At 74.5% G+C, this 23,730-nt stretch carries 18 protein-coding genes and 1 tRNA gene; 2 read left to right on the forward strand and 17 right to left on the reverse strand.

All coding sequences use genetic code 11. The features are described 5' to 3' along the window. Positions 1 to 157: 157 nt before the first annotated feature. Positions 158 to 1,495: an ABC transporter substrate-binding protein gene (locus ACI79C_RS20180; protein WP_456947472.1), complete on the reverse strand. Its 1,338-nt coding sequence runs from the start codon at positions 1,493 to 1,495 to the stop codon at positions 158 to 160. 192 nt (positions 1,496 to 1,687) lie between these two features. Further along, the gene (locus tag ACI79C_RS20185) at positions 1,688 to 2,287 is read right to left on the reverse strand and encodes an ANTAR domain-containing response regulator (protein WP_456947473.1); all 600 of its coding nucleotides are present in this window, start codon (positions 2,285 to 2,287) and stop codon (positions 1,688 to 1,690) included. 78 nt (positions 2,288 to 2,365) lie between these two features. Between ACI79C_RS20185 and ACI79C_RS20190 the strand changes: the two genes are divergently transcribed. Beyond that, positions 2,366 to 2,439, forward strand: a tRNA-Leu gene (locus ACI79C_RS20190). Positions 2,440 to 2,604: 165 nt separating this feature from the next. Next, a complete protein-coding gene (locus tag ACI79C_RS20195) occupies positions 2,605 to 4,452 on the forward strand; it encodes a pyridoxal-dependent decarboxylase (protein ID WP_456947474.1) in 1,848 nt (615 codons plus the stop codon). 1 nt (position 4,453) lies between these two features. Here ACI79C_RS20195 and ACI79C_RS20200 read toward each other — a convergent pair whose 3' ends face one another. The 15 genes from ACI79C_RS20200 to ACI79C_RS20270 form a co-directional block, all read right to left on the reverse strand. After that, the gene (locus tag ACI79C_RS20200; protein WP_456947475.1) at positions 4,454 to 5,338 is read right to left on the reverse strand and encodes an acyl-CoA thioesterase; all 885 of its coding nucleotides are present in this window, start codon (positions 5,336 to 5,338) and stop codon (positions 4,454 to 4,456) included. Continuing rightward, complete coding sequence (gene pyk / locus ACI79C_RS20205) at positions 5,335 to 6,750, reverse strand: pyruvate kinase (protein ID WP_456947476.1); 1,416 nt, start codon at positions 6,748 to 6,750, stop codon at positions 5,335 to 5,337. The genes ACI79C_RS20200 and pyk overlap by 4 nt, the downstream gene beginning before the upstream one ends. A gap of 164 nt (positions 6,751 to 6,914) precedes the next feature. Continuing rightward, positions 6,915 to 8,417, reverse strand: a complete 1,503-nt coding sequence (locus tag ACI79C_RS20210) for a glutamate synthase subunit beta (RefSeq protein WP_456947477.1) — start codon at positions 8,415 to 8,417, stop codon at positions 6,915 to 6,917. Continuing rightward, a complete protein-coding gene (gene gltB / locus ACI79C_RS20215) occupies positions 8,410 to 13,101 on the reverse strand; it encodes a glutamate synthase large subunit (protein WP_456947478.1) in 4,692 nt (1,563 codons plus the stop codon). Before gltB ends, ACI79C_RS20210 begins: the two co-directional genes overlap by 8 nt. 319 nt (positions 13,102 to 13,420) lie before the next feature. After that, positions 13,421 to 14,392, reverse strand: a complete 972-nt coding sequence (gene lgt, locus ACI79C_RS20220; protein ID WP_456947479.1) for a prolipoprotein diacylglyceryl transferase — start codon at positions 14,390 to 14,392, stop codon at positions 13,421 to 13,423. Further along, on the reverse strand, positions 14,389 to 15,186 hold the full coding sequence (gene trpA / locus ACI79C_RS20225; protein WP_456947480.1) for a tryptophan synthase subunit alpha: 798 nt from the start codon (positions 15,184 to 15,186) through the stop codon (positions 14,389 to 14,391). Before trpA ends, lgt begins: the two co-directional genes overlap by 4 nt. 77 nt (positions 15,187 to 15,263) lie before the next feature. Beyond that, positions 15,264 to 16,613 carry a tryptophan synthase subunit beta gene (gene trpB, locus ACI79C_RS20230; protein ID WP_456947481.1) on the reverse strand — a complete coding sequence of 450 codons (1,350 nt, stop codon included), beginning with the start codon at positions 16,611 to 16,613 and terminating at the stop codon, positions 15,264 to 15,266. Positions 16,614 to 16,830: 217 nt separating this feature from the next. After that, positions 16,831 to 17,640 (reverse strand): indole-3-glycerol phosphate synthase TrpC, encoded by an 810-nt coding sequence (trpC, locus tag ACI79C_RS20235; RefSeq protein WP_456947482.1) that lies wholly within the window; start codon positions 17,638 to 17,640, stop codon positions 16,831 to 16,833. A 130-nt stretch (positions 17,641 to 17,770) separates the two neighbouring features. Beyond that, entirely contained in the window at positions 17,771 to 18,397 is a 627-nt protein-coding gene (locus tag ACI79C_RS20240; protein WP_456947483.1) for a Trp biosynthesis-associated membrane protein, read from the reverse strand. Between the two features lie 79 nt (positions 18,398 to 18,476). Beyond that, the gene (locus tag ACI79C_RS20245) at positions 18,477 to 19,985 is read right to left on the reverse strand and encodes an anthranilate synthase component I (RefSeq protein WP_456947484.1); all 1,509 of its coding nucleotides are present in this window, start codon (positions 19,983 to 19,985) and stop codon (positions 18,477 to 18,479) included. Then, a complete protein-coding gene (gene hisI, locus ACI79C_RS20250) occupies positions 19,972 to 20,346 on the reverse strand; it encodes a phosphoribosyl-AMP cyclohydrolase (protein ID WP_456947485.1) in 375 nt (124 codons plus the stop codon). The genes ACI79C_RS20245 and hisI overlap by 14 nt, the downstream gene beginning before the upstream one ends. Before the next feature lie 36 nt (positions 20,347 to 20,382). Then, positions 20,383 to 21,075, reverse strand: a complete 693-nt coding sequence (locus tag ACI79C_RS20255; RefSeq protein WP_456947486.1) for a hypothetical protein — start codon at positions 21,073 to 21,075, stop codon at positions 20,383 to 20,385. Further along, positions 21,072 to 22,724, reverse strand: a complete 1,653-nt coding sequence (locus ACI79C_RS20260) for an FAD-binding dehydrogenase (RefSeq protein WP_456947487.1) — start codon at positions 22,722 to 22,724, stop codon at positions 21,072 to 21,074. Before ACI79C_RS20260 ends, ACI79C_RS20255 begins: the two co-directional genes overlap by 4 nt. A gap of 10 nt (positions 22,725 to 22,734) precedes the next feature. Continuing rightward, positions 22,735 to 23,247, reverse strand: coding sequence for a hypothetical protein (locus tag ACI79C_RS20265; protein WP_456947488.1), 513 nt, complete (start codon positions 23,245 to 23,247; stop codon positions 22,735 to 22,737). A 29-nt stretch (positions 23,248 to 23,276) separates the two neighbouring features. Continuing rightward, positions 23,277 to 23,726: a hypothetical protein gene (locus tag ACI79C_RS20270; RefSeq protein ID WP_456947489.1), complete on the reverse strand. Its 450-nt coding sequence runs from the start codon at positions 23,724 to 23,726 to the stop codon at positions 23,277 to 23,279. Between the last annotated feature and the right edge of the window lie 4 nt (positions 23,727 to 23,730).

Here is a 23,730-nt window from a genome sequence, read left to right on the forward strand (position 1 = left end):
TTCGAAAACCCCCCACAACGCCCGCCCCGACCCCCACCCCCACCCCCCCCCCCCCCCCCCCCCCCCCCCCCCCCCCCCCCCCCCCCCCCCCCCCCCCCCCCCCCCCCCCCCCCCCCCACCGCGTGGTCAGCGCTGTGACGGAACAGCGCCGGATGGGTCAGCGCTGCGGGCCGACGCCGTTCGCGTTGAGCCCCTCGATGATCCGCGAGGACTCGTCGAACCCGATGACCGCGATGGCGTCGGGGTTGAAGTCGACCATCTGCTGCACCTCGGAGTCGAAGTTGGCAGCCTGCGGGTCGTAGATGATCGTCTGGATGTCGCCCTCGGCGAGACCGGCAGCCACCAGGTTGTTCTTCACGTTGTCCGCGAGCCCGGTGCCGTAGGGGTCGTTGAGCGCGAGGATCCCGACGGTGTTGTTGCCGTCCTCGATGATGAGGTCGGCCAGCGCCTCGGCCTGCAGGGTGTCCGGCGGCGCGGTGCGGAAGTACAGCCCGTTGTCGTTGTACGTCGTGAACTGGTCCGACGTGTTCGCCGGCGAGAACTGCATGACACCGGCACCGGTGATGGTGTCGATGACCGTCAGGCTCACGCCGGAGGACGCCGCACCGATGATCGCGTTGGCGCCGGCCTGCAGCAGGGCGTCGACCGACTGGGTCGCGATGTCGGTCGAGGTGTCACCCGAGTCGCGCTGGATGAGCTGCACCTGCTGGCCGAGGACACCGCCGGCGGCGTTGACGTCGTTGACCGCCAGCTGCGCACCGGCGATCTCGGGCGGGCCGAGGAAGGCCAGGTTGCCGGTCTGCGGCAGCAGGGTGCCGATGACCAGCGGCTCGGGGCTGGTGGTGCCGGCCGGAGCCGGGGCCGGGCCCTCGTCGGTCGCGGCGTTGGCCTCGTCACCGGGCAGGACGTAGCGGGTCGCGCTGTCGTCGATCCGGTTGTCGTCGCCGAACTGCTGGATGCCGATGCTGGCCTGGGCCGGCTCGCCGGCGTCGGTGAAGCTCAGCGGGCCGGACTGGCCGTCGTAGTCGGGGTTCCCGCCACCGTTGACGATCTCCAGGCACGAGGCGAAGTCCTCGCACTTGTCGCCCCCGACGGTCACGCCGTTGACGTAGGCCTTGAAGACGTTGGCGTCGTTGGTGCCGGCCATCTGCGCGGCCAGCGCCGTGATGACGATCGCGTCGTAGGTCTCACCCGCGTAGTTGAAGTCGACCAGGTTGGGGTCGATCTGCATCAGCCGGTCGCGGAAGTCCCCGGAGAGCTCGGTGAGGGGCAGGGTGCCCTTCATGCCGGCGAGCGCGCCCTGCTCGGTGAAGTCCTCACCGAGGGCGTTGCCCATGTTGCCGTCGGAGCCGTAGACGTTGACCTGCTTCTCGCCGCTGTCGCCGCCGCCGCCGCTCGCGCTGCCGCCCTCGTCGTCCCCGCCGCCGCAGGCGGTCAGGACGAGCAGGGCCGCAGCCGAGACAGCGGCGCTCCGGGCGAGGATGCCTGTGCGCATCAAGCCACTCCCACTGTGCTGTCGGTGGTGCACTCGGCCAGCCCGAGCCGGGCTGACCCCATCAGTGGGGGGAAGGTAACTGCTGGTCCGAGGCCCCGACCGGGGGGCGACCGGACCGTGATGAGGTCGTGACCTCCCGGATCCGGCCCCGACACACAGCGACCCGACGCGCTCACCGGGCGGAGACGCAGCTCACTCGGCCGCCGGGGCGTCGGCCACCTCCTGGTCGAGGATCCGCTGCGCCAGCGCCTTCATCGAGGTCCGCTCGTTCATCGCCGTCCGCTGGATCCAACGGAACGCCTCGGCCTCGGTCATGCCCTGGTCGGCCATGAGTCTGCCCTTGGCCTTCTCGACGACCTTGCGTGCCTCCAGCCGCTCCTCCAAGGTCCGCACCTCGCCGTCCAGCGCCGCGAGCTCGGTGAACCGGGCCCGGGCGACCTCGATCGCCGGCACCAGGTCGTTCTTGGAGAAGGGCTTCACCAGATAGGCCATGGCCCCGGCGTCGCGCGCCCGCTCGACCAGCTCCCGCTGGCTGAAGGCCGTGAGCACGATGACCGGCGCGACCCGGGCGGAGGCGATCTGCTCGGCCGCCGACAGTCCGTCGAGGACCGGCATCTGGATGTCGAGGATCACCAGATCGGGTCGCAGCTCGGTGGCGCGGTCCACGGCCTGCTGTCCGTCGCCGACCTCGGCGACGACGGTGTACCCCTCCTCCTCCAGCATCTCCTTGAGGTCGAGGCGGATGAGCGCCTCGTCCTCGGCGATGAGGACCCGGATCGTCTCGCTGCTCACGCGCGGGAGCCTATCGATGCCGGTGGGTCGGCGACTCCCCGCTAGGCTGCTCGGGCGGCCCGGGGCATCGCCCGGCGCGCCCCCGTACCCCAATCGGCAGAGGGAGCGGATTCAAAACCCGCGCAGTGTGCGTTCGAGTCGCACCGGGGGCACTGCACCGATCGTCGACCCACCGGCCGACACGGCGACCACGTGCCGTCCCCGAGCGGCGCCGAGCCCCTCCCGCCCCTCGTCGCGGAGGCCTCCGGCCCCCACTCCCCGGGCACACACCAAGGGCACCTCACACGGGTGGACGACGACCGCCATACGGTGGGCCCGTGAGTGAGCCGACGCCGTCCGCCCCGCACATGACCCCCGAGCAGTTCCGCCGGCACGGGCACGAGGTCGTCGACTGGATCGCCGACTACTGGACCCGCATCGGCTCCTTCCCGGTCCGCTCCCCCGTCGCCCCCGGGGACGTCCGCGAGTCGCTGCCCGCCGCGCCGCCCGAGCAGGGCGAGCCGTTCTCGGCCGTCCTGGCCGACCTCGACCGCGTCGTGCTGCCTGGCGTCACCCACTGGCAGCACCCGGGCTTCTTCGGCTACTTCCCCGCCAACACCTCCGGCCCCTCGGTCCTGGGTGACCTCGTGTCGGCGGGACTCGGCGTCCAGGGCATGTCGTGGGTGACCAGCCCGGCGGCCACCGAGCTCGAGCAGCACGTCCTGGACTGGTTCGCCGAGCTGCTGGGCCTGCCCGAGGCGTTCCGCTCGACCGGCCCCGGCGGGGGCGTCGTCCAGGACTCCAGCTCCGGCGCGAACCTGGTCGCGCTGCTCGCCGCGCTGCACCGGGCCAGCGGCGGCGAGACCGTGCGCTCCGGCGTCCGCCCGGACGAGTACACGGTCTACGTCTCGGCCGAGACGCACTCCTCGATGGAGAAGGCGGTGCGGATCGCCGGCCTCGGCAGCGACGCCGTCCGCATCGTCGAGGTGGACGGCGACCTGGCCATGCGACCCGAGGCGCTGAAGGTCCGGCTCGAGCGCGACACCGCCCGCGGGTTCCGGCCGGTGCTGGTCTGCGCGACGGTCGGGACGACGTCCACGACCGCCGTCGACCCGCTCGCCACGCTCGGCCCGATCTGCCGCGACCACGGCGTCTGGCTGCACGTGGACGCCGCCTACGCCGGGGTGAGCGCCGTGGCGCCCGAGCTGCGTGAGCTGCAGGCTGGGGTGGAGTGGGCAGACAGCTACACCACCGACGCGCACAAGTGGCTGCTCACCGGCTTCGACGCGACCCTCTTCTGGGTCGCTGACCGTGCGGCCCTGACCGGCGCCCTGGCGATCCTCCCGGAGTACCTGCGCAACGCCGCCACCGACGCCGGCGCGGTCATCGACTACCGCGACTGGCAGATCGAACTCGGCCGCCGGTTCCGCGCGCTCAAGCTGTGGTTCGTGCTCCGCTGGTACGGCGCCGAGGGGCTCCGGGCCCACGTGCGCTCCGGTGTCGCGCTGGCGCAGGAGCTCGCCGCACGGGCCGACGCCGACGACCGGTTCGACGTCGTCACCAAGCACCCGCTGTCGCTGGTCTGCCTGCGTCCGCGCTGGGCGGAGGACGTCGACGCCGACGTCGCGACCATGACGCTGCTGGAGCGGCTCAACGACGGCGGTGAGGTGTTCCTGACCCACACGACCGTCCGCGGGCAGGTGGTGCTGCGGGTCGCGATCGGCGCGCCGGCGACGACCCGGGCCCACGTGGAGCGCGCCTGGGCGTTGCTCTGCGAGGGCCACGACTGGCTGGCCGCCGACTTCGCCGAGTCCGCCGCCGAGCGGGCCTGCGAGGAGGCCGAGCGCCGGGCGGCGGCGCAGGAGGTCCCGTCCGCCGAGGAGGTCCCGTCCGCCGAGGAGGTCCCGGGCGCCCAGGACGAGACCGCGGCGCAGGAGGTCCCGTCCGCCGAGGAGGTCCCGGCCGCCCAGGACGAGACCGCGGCGCAGGCGGCCGCCCAGGACGGCATGGCGGCCCCGGCCGCGGGAGGGACCCCCGCAGCCGGGAGCCCGCCGCCGGGGGCCGGCGAGCGCGCCCAGGAGCCGGCTGCCGCTGCCGGCGAACCCGAGGGGGCCGCCGAGGCCCCGCAGTCCCCCGAGGAGGCCGCTGCGGCCGTCCCCGGGGACGGCGGGGGCACCGGCTCCTGAGTCAGCGCCCCACGGGGCGCAGCAGGCCCTCCTGGGCGACCGTCGCCACGTGCGTGCCGTCGGCCGACCAGATGCGGCCGAAGCAGAGGGCACGGCCGCCGCTGGCGGCCGGGCTGTCGGTCTCGTAGAGGAACCAGTCGTCGGCCCGCACCGGCGCGTGGAACCACACGGCGTGGTCGAGGCTGGCGCCGGCGTAGCGGTCCTGCCAGCCGCCCACCCGGGCGAGCCCGGCCCCCAGCAGCGTGAGGTCACTGACGAAGGTCAGCGCCGCGGCGTGCACCGCCGGGGCGTCGGGCAGCCGGCCCGAGACCCGCATCCAGACCCGGGTCGAGGTGTCCGGCGGCTGCTTGGCCACGCCGGCGAACGGGTCCTCGAGCAGCCGCTGCTCGACCGCCCGGCCGATCTCCAGCGCGCCCGAGCCCTCCTTGCCGTGCCGGGTGGCGACGTCGGCCAGGGAGGGGAGCTCCTCGGGCGCCGGCACCTCGGGCATCGGCAGCGAGTGCTCGACCACGGCCGGCTCCCCCGCGTGGAAGTCCGCGGTCAGCGCGAAGATCGCGACGTCCTCCCCCTTGCGCCGCTGGCAGCCGATGACCCGCCGGGTGGTGAACGACCGGCCGTCGCGGATGCGGTCGACGGCGTAGCGGATCTCCTCGTGCGGGTCACCCGGCCGCAGGAAGTAGGCGTGCAGGGAGTGCACGCCGCGCTCGACCGGCACCGTCCGCCCCGCCGCCATGAGCGCCTGCCCGGCCACCTGCCCGCCGAAGATCCGCTGCAGCCGCGTGGTCGGCGTCTGGCCGACGAAGACGTCGGGCTGCCGCTCCTCGAGGTCGAGCACCTGCAGGAGCGAGGCGGCCTGGCTGTCGCCGTCCCCCGCCCCCGCGCTCACGAGTCGGTCCCGACCTCGTGCACCCGGATGAGGTTGGTCGAACCTGGGGTGTTGGGCGGGCTGCCGGCCACGACGACGACCCGGTCGCCCTCCTTGAGCCGGCCGATCGCCAGCAGTGAGAAGTCGACCTGCCGGACCATGTCGTCGGTGTGCTGCACCTCGGGCACGAGGAAGGTCTCCACGCCCCACGACAGCGCCAGCTGGCTGCGCACGCGGGGGTCGACGGTGAAGGCCAGCAGCGGCTGGCGGGGGTGCAGCGCGGCCAGCCGGCGGGCGCTGTCACCGGTCTGCGTGAAGGTGGCGAGGGCGTTGACCTGCAGGCTCTCGCCGACGTCCCGGGCCGCGCGGACGATCGCGCCCGACCGGGACCGCGAGCGGCGGACGAGCTCCGGGGCGGTGACGGTGTCGCTCTCGACCGCGTCGATGATCCGCTCCATCGTGCGGACCGCGGCGATCGGGTAGCGGCCGACCGAGGTCTCCCCCGACAGCATGACCGCGTCGGCGCCGTCCAGGACGGCGTTGGCGACGTCGGAGGCCTCGGCGCGGGTCGGCCGCGAGGAGCTGATCATCGACTCCAGCATCTGGGTGGCCACGATGACCGGCTTGTTGCGCTCGCGGGCGGCCTGCACGGCGCGCTTCTGCACGAGCGGGACCTTCTCCAGCGGCAGCTCCACGCCGAGGTCGCCGCGGGCCACCATGACCCCGTCGAAGGCCTCGACGATCGCCTCGAGGTTCTCCACCGCCTCGGGCTTCTCGAGCTTGGCGATGACCGGGACGTAGACGTCCTCCTGGCGCATGATGTCGCGCACCAGCTCGACGTCGGCCGGGGAGCGGACGAACGACAGCGCCACGAAGTCCACCGACAGGTGCAGGGCGAAGCGGAGGTCCTCCTCGTCCTTCTCGGAGAGAGCCGGCACGCTGACCGCCACACCCGGCAGCGAGAGACCCTTGTTGTTGGAGACCTCGCCGCCCTCGACCACCAGGCACCAGACGTCGGGGCCCTCCACGCCGACCACCGAGAGCGCGAGCTTGCCGTCGTCCACCAGGAGGCGGTCGCCGACCTTGACGTCGGCCGACAGGCCCTTGTACGTCGTCGACACCCTCTCGGCGGTGCCCTCGACGTCGTCGACGGTGATGCACACGCGGCTGCCGGTCTCCCAGAGCACCGGCCCGTCGGTGAAGGTGCCGAGGCGGATCTTCGGGCCCTGCAGGTCGGCGAGGACGGCGACGGCGTGACCGGTCCGGTCCGACGCCTCACGGACGAGTTTGTAGGCCCGCTCGTGGTCGGCGTGCGCACCGTGGCTGAAGTTCAGCCGGGCGACGTCCATGCCGGACTCGACGAGGGCGGTGACCTGCTCCAGGGAAGCGGTCGCCGGCCCGAGCGTGCAGACGATCTTGGCGCGACGCGACATGCCGCAAACGCTATCCGCCGCGACCCGGTCCCGTGCGCCCGACCTCTGTGAGCGCTCACATCCGCCCCAGCGGCCACTCCGGACGAGCCTCCAGCCCGCCTCCCGACGAGTCGGGGCCGGGTCCCGCACGGAGCGGGACCCGGCCCCGAGCCGGCGTCCTCCTGCTAGCGCAGGGCGACGGCGGTGGGCGTGATCGGCCGCGGCAGCATCGACGCACCGGTCAGCCAGCTGTCGACGGCGCCGGCGGCGGCCCGGCCCTCGGCGATCGCCCACACGATCAGCGACTGGCCGCGGCCCATGTCACCGGCGACGAACACGCCGGGGACGGTCGACATGAACTCGCCGTCGCGGGCGACGTTGCCGCGACCGTCGATCTCCACGCCCAGCGCGTCGAGCAGGCCCTCGCGCTGCGCACCGGTGAAGCCCATGGCGAGGAACACCAGGTCCGCGGGCAGCTCGCGCTCGGTGCCCTCGACCTTCTGGAAGCGGCCGTCGACGCGCTCCACCTCGTGGATGAGCAGCGCGCGGACGTTGCCGTGGGCGGGGCCCTCCTCATGTCCGAGGAACCGCTCGGTGTTGACGCTGTAGAGCCGCTCCCCGCCCTCCTCGTGGGCGCTGGAGACCCGCATGACCATCGGGTAGGTCGGCCACGGGTTGCTCGACTGGTCCCGCCGGTCCGGCGGCGCGGGCATGATCTCCAGCTGGGTCACCGAGAGCGCGCCCTGCCGGTGCGCGGTGCCGAGGCAGTCCGCGCCGGTGTCGCCACCGCCGATGATCACGACGTGCTTGCCGTGGGCGTCGATCGGCGGCTCGTCGAGCTCGCCGAGCGCCTGCCGGTTGCCGAAAGGCAGGTACTCCATCGCCAGGTGGATGCCGCGCAGCTCCCGGCCGGGCGCCGGCAGGTCGCGGCCGACGGTGGCGCCGCCGGAGAGCACCACGGCGTCGTACTCGGCGCGCAACTGCTCGGCGGACAGGTCGCCCTCCCCGCGGCCGCCGACCTCGACCCCCGTCACGAACCGGGTGCCCTCGGCGCGCATCTGGTCCAGCCGCCGGTCGAGGACGGCCTTCTCCATCTTGAACTCGGGGATGCCGTAGCGGAGCAGCCCGCCGACGCGGTCGGCCCGCTCGTACACGGTCACCTCGTGCCCGGCGCGGGTCAACTGCTGGGCGGCGGCCAGGCCGGCCGGCCCGGAGCCGACGACGGCGACCTTCTTGCCGGTGTGCTCCTGCGGCGGGACCGGCGTGACCAGGTCCCGCTGGAACGCCTGGTCGATGATCTCCCACTCGATCTGCTTGATCGTGACCGGCGACTCCTGCAGGTTCAGCACGCAGGAGCCCTCGCACGGCGCGGGGCACAGCTTCCCGGTGAACTCCGGGAAGTTGTTGGTCGCATGCAGCCGCTCGATGGCCTCGGTCCAGTCGTCGCGGCGGGCGAGGTCGTTCCACTCCGGGATCAGGTTGCCCAGCGGGCAGCCGTGGTGGCAGAACGGGATGCCGCAGTCCATGCAGCGGGCGGCCTGCTGCCGCACCGCGGCCACGGGGAAGACGGCGTCCTCACCGCTGTCCCGGGTGAGGTAGACGTCCTTCCAGTCCAGGATCCGGACGTCCACCGGACGGCGCGGCGGCAGCGCCCGGTCGTGCTTGAGGAAACCGGTCGAGTCAGCCACGTGCGGCCTCCATCAGTGCCTTGTCCACATCCGTGCCGGCGGCCTCCGCGGCCCGCCGGGCCTCGAGCGCGCGACGGTAGTCGCGCGGCATGATCACGCTGAACCGCTCCGACCAGCGGCCCCAGTCGGCCAGCAGCGCCGCGGCCACCGGCGACTCGGTGTCGGCGGCGTAGCGGACCAGGACGTCGCGCAGCCACTGCGCGGACCCGCCGTCCAGCGGCTCGACGTCGACCATCTCGCTGTTGACCCGGTGGCGGGGCAGGTCGAGGACGTAGCCGATGCCCCCGGACATGCCGGCCGCGATGTTGCGGCCGGTCGTGCCGAGGATCACCGCGCGCCCGCCGGTCATGTACTCCAGGGCGTGGTCGCCGACGCCCTCGACCACGGCCAGCGCGCCCGAGTTGCGCACGCAGAACCGCTCGCCGACCCGCCCGCGCAGGAAGATCTCGCCCCCGGTCGCGCCGTAGCCGATGACGTTGCCGGCGATGACGTTGTCCTCGGCGGCGAAGCCGGCCTCGCGCGCCGGCCGGACGACGATCCGCCCGCCGGAGAGGCCCTTGCCGACGTAGTCGTTGGCGTCGCCGAACAGCCGCATGGTGATGCCGCGCGGCACGAAGGCGCCGAAGGACTGGCCGGCCGACCCGGTGAAGGTCAGGTCGATCGTGCCGTCGGGCAGCCCCTCGCCACCGAAGCGGCGGGTGACCATCGAGCCGAGCATCGTGCCCACGGTGCGGTTCACGTTGCGCACCGGCAGCTCGAGGCTGACCGGGCGGGCGTCGAGCAGCGCCCCCTCGCACAGCTGGATGAGGGTCTGGTCGAGCGCGACGTCCAGGCCGTGGTCCTGCTCCCGCACCCGGTGCAGCGGCGCGCCCTCGGGCAGCTCGGGCACCGCCAGCATCGGGCTGAGGTCCAGGCCCGCGGCCTTCCAGTGGTCGACCGCCTTGCGCGTGTCGAGCAGCTCGGCGTGGCCGATGGCCTCGTCGAGGGACCGGAAGCCCAGCTCGGCCAGGTACTGGCGCACCTGCTCGGCGAGGAACTCGAAGAAGGTGACCACGAACTCCGGCCGCCCGGTGAACCGCTTGCGCAGCTCCGGGTTCTGGGTGGCCACGCCGACCGGGCAGGTGTCGAGGTGGCAGACGCGCATCATCACGCAGCCGGAGACGACCAGCGGAGCGGTGGCGAAGCCGTACTCCTCGGCACCCAGCAGCGCGGCGATGACCACGTCGCGGCCGGTCTTCATCTGCCCGTCGCACTGCACGACGATGCGGTCGCGCAGGCCGTTGGCCAGCAGCGTCTGCTGCGTCTCGGCCAGGCCCAGCTCCCACGGCGAGCCCGCGTGCTTGAGCGAGGTCAGCGGCGCCGCGCCGGTCCCGCCGTCGTGCCCGGAGATCAGGACGACGTCGGCGTGGGCCTTGCTCACGCCGGCCGCGACCGTGCCGACCCCGACCTCGCTCACCAGCTTGACGTGGACCCGCGCCTGGTTGTTGGCGTTCTTCAGGTCGTGGATCAGCTGCTTGAGGTCCTCGATCGAGTAGATGTCGTGGTGCGGCGGCGGGCTGATCAGGCCGACGCCCGGCGTCGAGTGCCGGGTGCGGGCCACCCACGGGTAGACCTTCTGGCCGGGCAGCTGGCCGCCCTCGCCGGGCTTGGCGCCCTGCGCCATCTTGATCTGGATGTCGTCGGCGTTGACCAGGTACTCGCTCGTGACGCCGAACCGGCCGCTGGCCACCTGCTTGATCGCCGAGCGGCGCAGGTCGCCGTTCGGGTCGGGCTGGAAGCGGTCGGGGTCCTCGCCGCCCTCACCGGTGTTGGACTTGCCGCCCAGCCGGTTCATGGCGATCGCGAGCGTCTCGTGCGCCTCCTGCGAGATGGAGCCGTAGCTCATCGCGCCGGTCGAGAACCGCTTGACGATCTCGCTGACCGGCTCGACCTCCTCCAGCGGGACGGGCGGGCGCACACCGGTGCGGAGGGAGAACAGCCCACGCAGGGTCGCGGCCTCCTCCGACAGCTTGTCGACGGTGTCGGTGTAGCGCTGGAACACGTCGAACTGCCGGGCCCGGGTGGCGTGCTGGAGCAGGAACACCGTCTCGGGGTTGAACAGGTGCACCTCGCCCTCGCGGCGCCACTGGTACTCGCCCCCGGTCTCGAGCCGGCGGTGCGCCCGCTCGGTCGGGTTCTCGGGGTAGGCGCGGCGGTGGCGCATGGCCACCTCCTCGGCGAGGACGTCGATGCCGACACCGCCCAGCGGGCAGGAGGTGCCGGTGAAGTACTCGTCGACGACCTCCTGGGACAGGCCGACGGCCTCGAAGATCTGCGCCATCGTGTACGAGCCGACGGTGCTGATGCCCATCTTGCTCATGACCTTCAGGACGCCCTTGCCCAGCGCCTTGACGACGTTGCGGTTGGCCTGGGCGGCCTCGATGCCGGTGAGGTCACCGGCGCGGATGAGGTCCTCGATCGACTCGAAGGCCAGGTACGGGTTGACCGCGGCCGCGCCGTAGCCGAGCAGCAGGGCGACGTGGTGCACCTCGCGGCAGTCGCCGGACTCGACGACCAGCCCGACCTCCATGCGGGTCTTCTGCCGCACGAGGTGGTGGTGGACGGCGGCGGTCATCAGCAGCGACGGGATCGGGGCGCGCTTCTCGTCGCAGTCGCGGTCGGAGAGCACGATGATCCGGGCGCCGGCGGCGATCGCCTTGCTCACCTTGGCGCGCAGCTGCTCGATCGCCTCGGCGAGGGCCGTGCCGCCGCCGGTGACGTCGAAGTGGCCGGTGATCCGGACGGCGGCGTACCCGGGCAGGTCGCCGTCGTCGTCGATGTGCAGGATCTTGGCCAGCTCGTCGTTGTCGATGACCGGGTAGGGCAGGAACACCTGCCGGCAGGACGCCGGGGTGGCGTGCAGCAGGTTCTGCTCCGGGCCGAAGGTGCGGCCCAGGCTGGTCACCAGCTCCTCGCGGATGGCGTCCAGCGGCGGGTTGGTCACCTGGGCGAACAGCTGGCCGAAGTAGTCGTAGAGCAGCCGGGAGCGGTCCGACAGGGCCGCGACCGGGGTGTCGGTGCCCATCGAGCCGATCGGCTCGGCGCCGGAGGAGGCCATCGGGGTGAGCAGGACCCGCAGGTCCTCCTCCGTGTAGCCGAACAGCTGCTGCCGGCGGACGACGGAGGCGTGGCTGGGCCGGGCGCGGCGGCGCTCGGGCAGCTGCGGCAGGTGCACCAGGCCGGCGTGCAGCCAGTCCTCGTAGGGGTGCTCGCCCGCGAGCGCGCCCTTGACCTCCTCGTCGGAGACGATCTTCCCGGCGGCGGTGTCGACCAGGAACATCCGGCCCGGCTGCAGCCGGCCCTTGGCCACCACCTCGGAGTCGGGGATCTCCAGGACGCCGACCTCGCTGGCCAGCACCACCAGGTCGTCCTTGGTGTGCCACCAGCGGCCCGGGCGCAGCCCGTTGCGGTCGAGGACGGCGCCGATGAGCGTGCCGTCGGTGAAGGCGACCGCGGCCGGCCCGTCCCAGGGCTCCATGATCGAGGAGTGGAACCGGTAGAAGGCCCGGCGGGCCGGGTCCATCTCGTCGTGGTTCTCCCACGCCTCCGGGATCATCATCAGCACCGCGTGCGGCAGTGAGCGCCCGGACAGGTGCAGCAGCTCGAGCACCTCGTCGAAGGTCGCCGAGTCGCTGAAGTCGCTCGCGGTGACCGGGAAGATCCGGTCCAGCCCCAGCTCCGACGCCGGACCGGCCGGGCCGTCGAACAGCGCCGTCTCCAGCTTGGCCTCGCGGGCCCGCATCCGGTTCCGGTTGCCCTTGATGGTGTTGATCTCGCCGTTGTGCGCGATCAGCCGGAACGGGTGGGCCAGCGGCCAGCTCGGGAACGTGTTGGTGGAGAACCGGCTGTGCACCAGCGCGATCGCCGACTCGTAGCGCTCGTCGCGCAGGTCGGGGAAGAACGCGGGCAGCTGGTCGGTGGTCAGCATGCCCTTGTAGGTGATGGTCCGGGCCGAGAGCGAGGCGATGTAGAGGGAGCTGCCCGCCTCCGACGCGGCCCGCTCCGCCCGCTTGCGCAGCACGAAGGAGCGCCGCTCCAGCCGGGTGACCCCGTTGACCGCGACGTTCCCGCCGAACGCGGCGGCGTCGGCGCGGGCGCCCATGGTCTCGGCCACGAACAGCTGGGCGAAGTGCGGCATCACGGCGCGGGCGGTCGGGCCGACGTCGGCGCCGTCCGGGTCGACCGGCAGCTCGCGCCAGCCGAGGACGGTCAGGCCCTCCTCGGCGGCGAGGCGGGCGACGTCCTCGACCCGGGCGGCGCGCTCGGCCTCGTCGACGGGGAGGAAGGCGATGCCCACGGCGTACTCGCCCCGCGGGGGCAGGTCGAAGTCGACCTCGGCGCGCAGCAGCGCGTCGGGGATCTGGGTCAGGATGCCTGCGCCGTCACCGGAGTTGGGCTCCGAGCCGGCCGCACCCCGGTGGTCGAGGTTGTGCAGCGCGGTCAGGCCGGCGGCCACGATCCTGCGGGAGCGGCGCCCCTGGACGTCAGCGACGAAGGCGACGCCGCAGGCGTCCTTGTCGTTGGCCGGGTCGTACAGGCCCGTGGCGGCGGGGACCGCCGAGAAGGGGACGGCGGTCCCGCGGGGAGCGGGGGGCACCGTGCCGGAGGCGGGAGAACCGGTGGCGGGGGCGGAGATCTCGGGCATGTCACTCCCGTCGTCGGCGCACCGTCCGGGGTCCGTCGGCGGTGACGGGCGGACGGGGGGCGGAGGGCCCGGGCCGGTGGTCAGAGGGCGGAGGGGCGGCACTGCGGGAGAGCCGGGAGCGGGGGATCCGTGGATGGACCGGTCCAGCTCAGGCTCGCGAGCCTCGGGGGTGGTGCCCTCGGGGCTGTCGTCCGCGGGGCGGCACTGGCCCGGTTCCGACGCAGGTGACCCCACCAGGATCACTGGGAGGTCTGGGAAGCAGGGTACACAGCGGAAACACGAGCATCACTCGGCCAAACCCCGCTCCGGCGCGTCGTCCTCAGCTTCCCTTCCGCCGGAGCGGACCGGCCTCACCAGCGCCTTCGTCCCCCGCGTCCGCCGCGCCGTCCGGAGCAGCCGTCGGAGCGGTGGAGCCGTGCTCGGAGGGGACGGCGGAGGTGTCGGGGATCTCACGTCCGCGGGTGATGACCTCGCGGGGGCGACCGCGCTGCCAGACCAGGTACGCCACCGCGAGCAGGCCGACGACCACGGCGGTGAAGACGTTGAGCCGGATCCCGAAGAACGTCTCCGCGGGGTCGGTGCGCAGCAGTTCGACCCACAGCCGCCCGGCGCAGTAGCTGGCCACGTAGAGGGCGAAGGCGCGGCCGTGGCCGAGCCGGAACCGCCGGTCGGCCCAGATGACCAGCGCCGCCGCGGCGAGGTTCCACAGCAGCTCGTAGAGGAACGTCGGGTGGAACGTGCCCAGGACGACCGGCTGCCCGTCGGGGCCCACGACCGCGCCCGTGCCGTTCCACTCGTAGATGGTCAGCCCCCACGGCAGGTCGGTGGGACCGCCGTAGAGCTCGTTGTTGAACCAGTTGCCGAGCCGGCCGATGGCCTGGGCGACCAGCAGCCCCGGGGCGAGGGCGTCGGCGAAGGCGGGCAACGGGATGCCGCGGCGGCGGCAGGCGATCCAGGCGCCCACCCCGCCGAGGGCGATGGCCCCCCAGATGCCCAGACCGCCCTCCCAGATGGCGAAGGCGCGCATCGGGTCCCCGCCCTCGCCGAAGTACGGCCGCGGGCTGCTCACCACGTGGTAGAGCCGGCCGCCGACGATGCCGAAGGGCACGGCCCAGACGGCGATGTCCAGGACGTCGCCCTCCGCTCCCCCGCGGGCCCGCCAGCGCCGGTCGGTCAGCCAGACGGCGGCGACGATGCCGGCGATGATGCACAGCGCGTAGGCGCGGATGGGCAGCGGGCCGAGCTCCCAGACACCCTGCGTGGGACTGGGGATGGCCGCCAGCGCGCTCATGCGGCGCTCCGGCGGCGGACGCCCTCGCCCAGCTCGGTGGCCAGCGCGCGGACGCCGTCGGGGCCGGAGCCCTCGAGCAGTGCGCGCACGAACGCCGACCCGACGATCACGCCGTCGGCGAAGGCGGCGACCTCGGCGGCCTGCCCTGCGTTCGAGACGCCCAGGCCGACGCAGACCGCCAGGTCGGGAGCGACCGCACGGGTCCGCGCGACCAGCGTCTCGGCGGCGTCGCTGACCGTGGCCCGGGTGCCGGTCACGCCCATCGTGGAGGCGGCGTAGACGAACCCCCGGCAGGTGGCGGTGGTCATGGCCAGCCGGGCGTCGGTGGACGACGGTGCCACCAGGAAGACCCGGTCGAGGTCGGCCCGCTCGGCGGCGGCCAGCCACTCCCCGGCCTCGTCGGGGATCAGGTCGGGGGTGATCGCCCCCGCTCCCCCGGCCGCGGCCAGGTCGGTGGCGAACCGCTCGACGCCGTAGCGCTCGATCGGGTTCCAGTAGCTCATGACGACCGGCACCGCGCCCGCTGCGGCGACCGCCTCGACGGCCCGCAGCACGTCCCGCATCCCGACCCCGGCCCGGACGGCGACGTCCACGGCCTGCTGGATCACCGGCCCGTCCATGCCCGGGTCGCTGTAGGGGACGCCGACCTCGACGACGTCGGCCCCGCCCTCGACGGCGGCGACCATGGCCGCGATCGAGTCGTCCACCGTGGGGTACCCGACCGGCAGGTAGGCGACCAGCGCCGACCTGCCCTCTGCCCTCGCCGTGCCGATCGCGTCCGCCAGCAGGGACACGCCCCGACTCCGGTCTCGCTCCGCTCCTCGCTCGCCGGCGCTCGCTGCGATGCTCACTCGACCGTCGTCCTCGGGCCTCACGCCGTCTCCCCCGCTTCCTGGCCGGCGACCGCGTCCCCGGACGTCACCGCACCCTCGGTGGGGTTCTGGTCGGTGTCCAGCCCCGGTCCCGGGTCGACCTCCTCGCGGTCGCCCAGGCCGAACCAGCGCGACGCGGTCTCGACGTCCTTGTCGCCCCGGCCGGAGAGGTTGACCAGGAGCAGCGCGCCCGCCCCCAGCTCCCGGCCGAGGGTGAGCGCACCGGCCAGGGCGTGCGCGGACTCGATCGCCGGGATGATCCCCTCGGTCCGGCACAGCAGCGCGAAGGCCTCCATGGCCTCGGCGTCGGTGACCGCCCGGTACTCGGCCCGGCCGATGTCGTGCAGGTAGGAGTGCTCGGGACCGACGCCCGGGTAGTCCAGGCCGGCGCTGATCGAGTGCGACTCGATGGTCTGGCCGTTGTCGTCCTGCAGCAGGTAGGAGCGGGCGCCGTGGAGCACGCCCGGCGACCCGCCGGTGATCGTGGCCGCGTGCCGGCCGGTCTCCACGCCGTCGCCACCGGCCTCCAGGCCGACCAGGCGGACGTCCGCGTCGGGCACGAACGCGGTGAAGATGCCGATCGCATTGGAGCCGCCGCCCACGCAGGCCAGGACGGCGTCGGGCAGTCGCCCCTCCCGCTCGAGCACCTGGGCCCGCGCCTCGTCGCCGATGACCCGCTGGAAGTCGCGGACCATCTCCGGGAACGGGTGCGGCCCGGCCACGGTGCCGAACACGTAGTTGGTGGTCTCGACGTTGGTGACCCAGTCGCGGAACGCCTCGTTGATCGCGTCCTTGAGCGTGCGCGAGCCGGTGGTGACCGGGATGACCTCGGCGCCGAGCAGCCGCATCCGGGCGACGTTGAGCGCCTGGCGGCGGGTGTCCTCCTCGCCCATGTAGACGGTGCAGGACAGGCCCATGAGCGCCGCCGCCGTCGCGGTGGCGACCCCGTGCTGCCCCGCACCGGTCTCCGCGATCACCCGGGTCTTGCCGATCCGCTTGGTGAGCAGCGCCTGGCCCAGCACGTTGTTGATCTTGTGCGAGCCGGTGTGGTTGAGGTCCTCGCGCTTGAGCAGCACCCGGGCCCCGCCCGCGTGCGCGGCGAACTTCGGCACCTCGGTGAGAGGGCTGGGCCGGCCGGTGTAGTCGCGCTGCAGCCGCGCGAACTCCTCCTGGAAGGCCGGGTCCACCCGCATGGCGGCGTAGGCCTCGGTGAGCTCGTCGAGCGCGGCGATGAGCGCCTCGGGGACGAAGCGGCCGCCGAAGACGCCGAAGTGTCCGGTGGCGTCGGGCCAGCCCGGGCGCGCCGTAAGGAGCTGGTCCTCGGGCTGCGGTGGGCTGGTCGTCGTCATGCCCCCAGTGTCCCGCGCCGAGGGCCGGTCACGGGACAGGGGGTCGGCGTCGGGGTGGCGACGTGGGTCTCCGACAGGGCGGGGGGAGGGCGGTGCAGGACCCCCGCCTCGTGCCCGCCCTCGCGGCCGTTCCCCTCGTCCCGCGGCAGCGCAGCGCCGTGAGAGTGCACCGGGCACCGCAGGAGCCGCCCAGAGCCCGCCGCGAGGGAGGCATGCCTCAGCGAGACGTGCGGGGGGTCGCGGGGTGGGAGCCGGCCGTGACCAGGTCGGCGACCGCCTGGCGGGCGTCGCCGGCGGTGACCAGGCCCTCGCCGACGAGCACCGCGTCGGCACCGGCGGCGGCGTAGGAGATGAGGTCGTGCGGCCCGCGCACGCCGGACTCGGCGACCTTGACCACCCCCGACGGCAGGCCCGGGGCGATCCGCTCGAAGGTGGAGCGGTCCACCCGCAGCGTGGTCAGGTCACGGGCGTTGACGCCGATCACCGAGGCGCCGGCATCGAGCGCGCGGTCGGCCTCGGCCTCGGTGTGCACCTCGACCAGCGCGGTCATGCCCAGGGACTCCACCCGCTCGAGCAGGCCCACGAGGACGTTCTGCTCCAGCGCGGCCACGATCAGCAGGACGACGTCGGCACCGTGCGCCCGCGCCTCGTGCACCTGGTAGCTGGTGACCACGAAGTCCTTGCACAGGATCGGCACGTCCACCGCCGCGCGGACGGCGGTGAGGTCGGCGTGCGTGCCGCCGAACCGGCGCCGCTCGGTCAGCACGCTGATCACCCGGGCGCCGCCGTCGGCGTACTGCGCCGCCAGGACCGCCGGGTCGGGGATGTCGGCCAGCGCGCCCTTGGACGGGCTCTGCCGCTTCACCTCCGCGATCACGCCGACGCCGGGGGCGCGCAGCGCGGCGAGGGCGTCCAGCGCCGGGCGGGTGTCCCGGGCGGCGGCCTTGACCTCGGCCAGCGGCGTGACCGCCTCGCGCGCGGCGAGGTCCTCCCGGACCCCGGCGACGATCTCGTCGAGCACGGACACGCGTCCTCCCCGCTGGGAATCGTCGGCCTCGCCGTTCGCGGCCCGGTCGGGGGACCACTCTAGAGGCGGCAGGAGTCCCGGCCTCCCGCGGGGCCGTCCCGGGGCGGTTCGCCGCTCCGAGGCCGGGTACTCAGCGTGATTCGGCTCCGCCCGGCGCCGGGTCGGTGGGGTCCTCGCCCCGGTCGAGGGCCCGCCAGGCGTCCAGGGCGCGGTCCTCCTCGGACCGCGCGCGGACCGTCTCCCGGGCCGCGACGGCGCCGGCCGGGCGCTCGTAGCGGCGGCCCATGCCGGGCCAGCCCCGGCCGCGGAGGACCGTGAGCACCCCCGCGAGGACCGCGGCGACGCCGGCGAGGAGGGCGAGCACCGGCCAGGCCGGGTGCACCTCGACCGTGAGCCCACCGCCGCTGCCCGCGCCGACCGCGCCGGCCACGGCGGACCGCACGTCGCCGGCCAGCGGGCGCACCCCCGACCAACCCAGGACCCCGCCCGCGACGGACACCAGCAGGCCCACGACGACCCGGCCCGCCCCGCGGACGGCCAGCAGCGCGACCGCCGCGGCCAGCAGCAGCAGGCCGGCGGCGGGGACCAGCGGCGCGAAGGTCCCCCCGGTCAGCTCCTCGGTGACCGGCGGCAGCGGCGCGGGGCGCTGCAGTGTCGCGGTCACCCAGGTCTGCCCGCCGGTGGACAGCGCCAGCCCGCCGGCGACCGCTGCCGCGGCGACGGCGGCCCCGAGCTCCCGCCGCGCCGACCCGCTCACGGAGCCCACGGTCGGCCTCCGCGCAGCGCTCCGCTCCTCGCTCCCCGGCGCTCGCTGTCGGGCGTCCGCCGCCGTCGGCTCACGGCAGCTCCCGCATCCCCTCGGCCGTCGCGATCGCCGAGAGCACGGCGCGGGCCTTGTGCCGGGTCTCGGCCTCCTCCGTCGCCGCGTCGCTGTCGGCGACGACCCCTGCGCCGGCCTGCACGTAGGCCCGGCCCTGGTGCAGCACCGCCGTGCGGATGGCGATCGCCATGTCCAGGTCGCCGCTGGCGTCCAGGTAGCCGACCGTGCCGGCGTAGAGCGCGCGACGAGTGGGCTCCAACGACTCGATGATCTCCATCGCCCGCGGCTTGGGGGCGCCGGACACCGTGCCGGCCGGGAACGTCGCGTCGAAGACGTCCAGCGCGTCCCACTCCGGCGCGACCTCGCCCGCGACGGTGGACACCAGGTGCATGACGTGGCTGTAGTGCTCGATCCGCATGAAGTCGGGCACCTCGACGGTGCCGGGCACGCACACCCGCCCCAGGTCGTTGCGCGCCAGGTCGACCAGCATGACGTGCTCGGCGCGCTCCTTGGGGTCGGCGAGCAGGCCCTCGGCCAGCCGCACGTCCTCGTCGGGCGTGGCGCCGCGGGGCCGGGTGCCGGCCGGCGGGTGGACCACGGCCGAGCTGCCGGTCACCGTGACCAGCGCCTCGGGCGAGGAGCCCACCACGTCGAACGGGGTCTCCCGGCCCGCGAAGCGCAGCAGGTACATGTACGGCGAGGGGTTGGTCGCCCGCAGCACCCGGTAGAGGTCCAGCGCGTCGACCTCGGTCGGCGTCTCGAAGCGCTGCGAGAGCACCACCTGGAAGGCGTCCCCGGCGCGGATGTGCTCGCGCACCTGCTCGACGCCGTCCTCGAACACGCCCGGCGCCATGTTGCTGACCACCGGCGGTGGCTCGGCGGTGGCGAAGGTGGCGACCCCGGGCGGCACCGCCTTGGTGAGGTCGGCGGCCATCGCGTCGATCCGGGCGACAGCGTCGTCCCACCCGGTGCCCGGCTCCCCCTCCCCCCGCACGGCGTTGGCGATGAGCAGCACCGACCCGTCGGTGTGGTCGAGCACGGCCAGGTCGGTGACCAGCATGAGGGCGAGCTCGGGCATGCCCAGGTCGTCGACGCTGGTCATCGGCAGCCGCTCCAGCCGCCGGACCACGTCGTAGCCGAGGTAGCCCACCAGGCCACCGGTCAGCCGCGGCAGGCCCGGGGTACGCGGCGAGCGGAGCCGGCGGGCCAGGGTGCGGACGGCGTCCAGCGGGTCGGCCGGCAGGTCGTCGGTCAGCCCCGGGAGTTCCTCCCCCAGCCACTCGGTGACGCCGTCCCGCTCGGTGAGCACCCCGGCGCTGCGGACGCCGACGAAGCTGTACCGGCTCCACTGCTTGCCCTGCTCGGCGGACTCCAGCAGCACCGTTCCGGGCCGGTTGCCGGCCAGCTTGCGGTAGATGCCGACCGCGGTCTCGGCGTCGGCGAGCAGCCGCCGGGTCACCGGCACCACCGGTTGGTCGAGGGCCGCGAACTCCTCCCGGCTCGGGGACGTCTCACCGAGCCGCACGGGACACCTCCAGCTCCCGGTGGAAGCAGCTGCGCTCGCCGGTGTGGCAGGCCGGGCCCTCCTGGTCGACGAGCACCAGCAGGGCGTCGCCGTCGCAGTCGAGCCGCACGTCGCGCACCCACTGCCGGTGGCCGGAGGTCTCGCCCTTCACCCAGTACTCCTGCCGGCTGCGCGACCAGTAGGTGGCCCGGCCGGTGGTCAGCGTGCGGCGCAGCGCCTCGTCGTCCATCCAGGCGACCATGAGCACCTCGCCGGTGTCGTGCTGCTGGACGACGGCGGCGACCAGGCCCGCGGCGTCGCGACGCAACAGGTCGGCTACGGCGGGGTCCAGGGCGGACTCGGCGGCGGGGACGGCGGACATGCGTCCGATCGTCCCACCCGGCGGCGCCCGCCCCGGTCACCGGCTCGGCGCCGCCCCCTCCTCCGGGGAGCCGGCGAACCAGGCCCGGGCCGGACGGCTGCTCGCCAGGCCGAGCGCGACCGCGGGCGGGGCGGCGAAGCAGAGGATGCCGACGAGCACCACCGCTGACGGTCCCGAGCCGATCGCCGCGCCGGACAGCCCCTCCAGCCGCAGCCACCAGTACGCGGCGAGGGCGACCTGCACGGCCAGCGCGGCGACGAGCGTCCAGCGGGCGGCCGCGTTGCGCCGGTTCAGGGCCAGGACCCCGGCGACGACGAGGGCGACGACCGACGCGAGCTGCACCCCGGCCACGGTGGTGGCCTCGGTGGCCAGGGCGCCGGCGTCCGCGGGGAAGCCGACCTCGCCCTCGGCCAGCGTGAACACCGAGGCGAGCAGGAACACGTAGGCCGAGGCGAGCGCAACCACGCCCGCCTGCACGAAGGCGAGCACCGCGGCGGCCACCACCTGCCCGGGCCGCCGCGGACCGCGCGGCGGTCCCGCCCACGGCGTGCCGTACGGCGCGGGCCAGCCGTAGGCCGGCAGTGCCCCGTAGGCCGGCAATGCCCCGTAGGCCGGAGGTGGGCCGTACTGCGGCGTCCAGGGCGGGGCCGTCGGCGGCGGGCCGGCGTAGGGGGCGCCCGGCTCGGTCTCCGTCGCCGGGTCCGACCACGGGTCGCGGGGACCGCTCACAGCTGAGCCGCCAGGGCCCGCCCGGCGACCCGCCCGGAGAACAGGCAGCCGCCGAGGAAGGTGCCCTCCAGCGACCGGTAGCCGTGCATGCCGCCGCCGCCGAACCCGGCGACCTCACCGGCCGCGTAGAGGCCGGGGAAGACCTCGCCACCGGGACGCAGCACGCGGCCGGACAGGTCGGTCTCCAGCCCGCCGAGCGTCTTGCGGGTGAGCAGGTTGAGCCGCACGGCGATCAGCGGGCCGGCCTCGGGGTCGAGCAGCCGGTGCGGCGGGGCGACGCGGATCAGCTTGTCGCCGAGGTAGTGGCGGGCGCCACGGATCGCGGTGATCTGCAGGTCCTTGGTGAAGGGGTGCCCGACCTCGCGGTCACGGCAGACGATCTCCGCCTCGACGGTGGCGAGGTCCAGCTCCGGTGTCCCGCCGGTGATGCGGTTCATGCCGGCGACCAGCTCGGGCAGCGTCCGGGCGACGACGAAGTCCTCGCCCCGGTCGAGGAAGGCCTGCACCGGCCCCGCCACCCCGGCCCTGACCCGGTTGAGAAGGAGCTTGACGTCCTTGCCGGTGAGGTCGGGGTTCTGCTCGGACCCCGACAGCGCGAACTCCTTCTCGACGATCTTCTCCGTCGCGACGAACCAGGTGTGCTCGTACCCGGTCTGCCCGATGTGGGCCAGCGTGCCCAGGGTGTCGAAGCCGGGGAACAGCGGCACGGGCAGCCGCTTGCCGGTGGCGTCCAGCCACAGGGACGACGGGCCGGGGAGGATCCGGATGCCGTGCTGGGCCCACACCGGCGAGTGGTTGGCGATGCCCTCGGTGTAGTGCCACATCCGGTCGCGGTTGACCAGGTGGGCGCCCGCGGCCTCGGCGGCCAGCAGCATCCGGCCGTCGACGTGCGCCGGAACGCCGCAGAGCAGCCGCCGGGGCGCGGGGCCGAGCCGGGCCGGCCAGTTCTGGCGGACCAGGTCGGAGTTGCCGCCGATGCCGCCGGAGGTGACGACGACGGCCTGCGCGGTGAGCTCGAAGGGCGCCATCTCAGCGCGTGAGCTGGCCTCGCCGCGGGCCACGTCGCTGGGCTCGAGGACCGCGCCGCGGACCCCGGTGACCGCCCCGTCGGTGACGACCAGCTCGTCGACCCGGTGGCGGAACCGCAGCTCGACCAGCCCCCGCTGCACCGCGGCGCGCACCCGTCGGGCGAAGGGCTCCACGATGCCGGGGCCGGTGCCCCAGACGATGTGGAAGCGGGGCACCGAGTTGCCGTGACCCGTGGCCGTGTAGCCGCCCCGCTCGGCCCAGCCGACCACGGGGAAGAACCGCACGCCCTGCTCCCGCAGCCACGCCCGCTTCTCCCCCGCGGCGAACTGCAGGTAGGCCTCAGCCCACCGGCGCGGCCAATGGTCCTCCTCGCGGTCGAAGGCGGCGGTGCCGAACCAGTCCTGGCGGGCGAGCTCGAGGGAGTCGCGGACGCGCAGCCGGCGCTGCTCCGGGGAGTCGACGAGGAACAGCCCGCCGAAGGACCACCAGGCCTGGCCGCCGAAGGAGGCCTCCGGCTCCTGCTCCAGCAGCACCACCCGCGTGCCCGCGTCGGCCAGCTCCGCGGTCGCGACCAGCCCGGCCAGCCCCGCCCCCACCACCACGACGTCCGTCTGCGACACGGTCGGCACGCTAGCGGGCGGGGGCTGCCCGACGCGGCCGCTCGGGCGGTCGCGTCGCCCGGCCGGGGCGGGTCCACTCCCGGATCGGGCGGCGGAGGGTCAGCACCAGACAGCCGATCGGGCCGACCAGCAGCAGCACCGCCCACCACATCGCCGAGCCGCCGCCGAGGAGCCCGAAGAGGACGACGAGGCCGATCAGCGCCAGCAGCGGCAGCACCGCAGCGCCGGCGAGGACCAGCCAGCCGCGCCTCCACCCGAGCCAGACCGCCGCCGCGCCGACGACCGCCCAGACCGCGAGCACCAGCGGCGGCAGCACGTACCAGTGCCGGCCGCGGTCGGGGGCCCACAGCAGGTAGGACAGGTAGACGTCCTCGGCGGCCACCAGCAGCCCGAACACGGCGGCGAAGGGTGCGAGCAGCGGGCGCTCCACCGGCACCGCCGACGTCGGGACCGGCGCGGGCCGCGGGGCCGGGCGGGGCGAGCGCCGGACCGCCGCCCGGCTGCGCGAGGAGGACGACGCCATGCCCGGAGCCTAGGACGGGGAGCCGGGCGTCAGCCCGGCGCCGCAGAGGCGCGCCGGGGCCGGCCGGCGGTCCACCGGCGGACCCGCGGCGTGAGCGCCAGCGCCGCCGCCAGCACGGGCAGGGCCACCAGCAACAGCGGCCACGCCGGGCTCCCGGTGTCCTCCCGGGCCGCGGCCACGACGACCGCGCCGGTGAGCACGGCCACCGGCAGGACCGACAGCACCAGCGGCAGCCAGCCCCGGCGCAGCAGCAGCCACAGCGCGCCGGCCAGCTGGGCGACCGGGGCGAGCAGGAGCAGGTAGGTCCACGGGTCGGGACCGCTGTCGGCCGACAGCCCGCCCAGCGCGACGGCGAACACGGCGACGAAGAGCAGCGGCACCGCCCCGAGGATGCCGAGGACGCCGGCGGCGAGGGCGAGCCCGGGCGTCCGCGGGTCCGCGGGAGGGACGGCGCCCGCCCGGGCGGGATGGGAGGACACGCTG

The organism is Geodermatophilus sp. SYSU D00697 (assembly GCF_054050175.1).